The organism is Facklamia sp. P13064 (assembly GCF_050409425.1).
In the GTDB taxonomy this organism is placed as follows: Bacteria; Bacillota; Bacilli; order Lactobacillales; family Aerococcaceae; genus Facklamia.
Genome location: NZ_JBNUPM010000043.1, coordinates 1 through 1,493, shown reverse-complemented (window position 1 = coordinate 1,493; position 1,493 = coordinate 1). Strand labels below are relative to the sequence as shown.

1 protein-coding gene is annotated in these 1,493 nt (G+C 40.2%); it reads right to left on the bottom strand.

Going from position 1 to position 1,493, the window contains the following annotated elements:
- Positions 1 to 65: 65 nt before the first annotated feature.
- Positions 66 to 1,457: an ISNCY family transposase gene (locus tag ACQV2S_RS08710; RefSeq protein WP_428874604.1), complete on the bottom strand. Its 1,392-nt coding sequence runs from the start codon at positions 1,455 to 1,457 to the stop codon at positions 66 to 68.
- Positions 1,458 to 1,493 lie beyond the last annotated feature (36 nt).

Below are 1,493 nucleotides of genomic sequence, written 5' to 3'. Positions count from 1 at the left end.
GCTTGGTGAACTCGAGGAAAAAGTGAGAATTTCTATTCTCATCTTTTTCCTCGAGTGTTCTTCTTTTATACTGGATGTGTCTGCTTCAATTGCTTAAGATACCGCTGATAAGAGGCTGCTTTCCATGGATGAGATAAAGGCGGGATAGGAATGACTTTTGGCTTAGTTTTAGGAGGCGGTGTATCGAATTCTTTCGAATAACGTTCATGTTCAGGAACGATCTTGAGTGGATACAAGGTCTCTTGATAATTGGCATATAACTCAAGATTACGCGTCTCAATGACCATCACACGCGTATGTGGAGGAAGGTATTGAACGTTACCTGAGTCATCGACACATTGGTAAGTTTGGCGATGATAGCGAATGGAATGTCCCGCATTTACAACTCTGAAATCATGTCGACAAAGTAAATAGTTCAAATTAACGCAAGGGTCTATCTTTTGAAAGACATTTCGGTTATCTTTAAGTTGGAAAGCAAATCGCTGATTAAATAGAGGAATAAATTGAATCAAGAAGTGATTCGCTTCCGCTAAGGTTTGGATATTAGCCAGACGCATTTCGCTGATTAAGCGGTCTTGAAGTGTGTTAAACACGCGTTCCACGCGTCCTTTAGCTTGGGGGATTGAAGTCGTCGACAGGACAATCCCTAAGTTTTGGCACATATATCCATACTGTGTTAAGGTTCTCTGGTCAGACAGAGAGCCTTTTTCTTTTCTCCCAGCCTTAAAGATAGTGCGATTATCGGTCAAAATTTCAACAGGAATGCCTTTGTTTTCTAGAAACTGAGCAGAAACTTCATAATAAGCAGCTAAAGTTTCTTGCTTGTCAAAGAAAGCACCGACAATCTCTCCCGAAGCATCATCAATGGCGACGTGTAAAAAGGCTTTTTCTGTTCCAAACCAAACATGTTGAGAAGCATCCATTTGAATTAATTCTCCGGCATATTTTTTGCGGGAGCGAGAAGGATGCGCTTTCTTTCCTTCGACTAATTGGACCTCTTTCAACAGGGAGAGTTCGCGTTGGGTGAGAGTCGATTTGTTTTGTTTGTTTAGCAATTGTTTTTTCCATCGGCGCTTCGTTGAACGACGAGCTTTGGGAGCAAGAATATGAGCTTGAGACAAAATGTTTCGAACGGAAGATTCAGAAAGACAAAAGCCTTCTTCTTTCACTAAAAACTCATGAAAATGTTTAAAATTAAATGACGCATATTTTGTTTGATAGATAGACACAATTTGTTTTCTAAGAGAAGGTGAAATCTTGGTGGAAGGGGACCTGCCACAGTTCCCATGCTGAAAACCTCGACGTCCTTTCGATAAATAACGTTGAATCAATCGGTTGATTTGACGGCGAGAAAGAGCGAGTTCGACCTCCGCGCGTTGTTTTGTTTTTTTACCGTTCACGACTTGTTTAATTGTTTCATAATAATGCTTTTCTTTCACTGTAAGATAATCTCCCATCATTTTCCCTCCTATCCTTTTCATCATTTATTATAG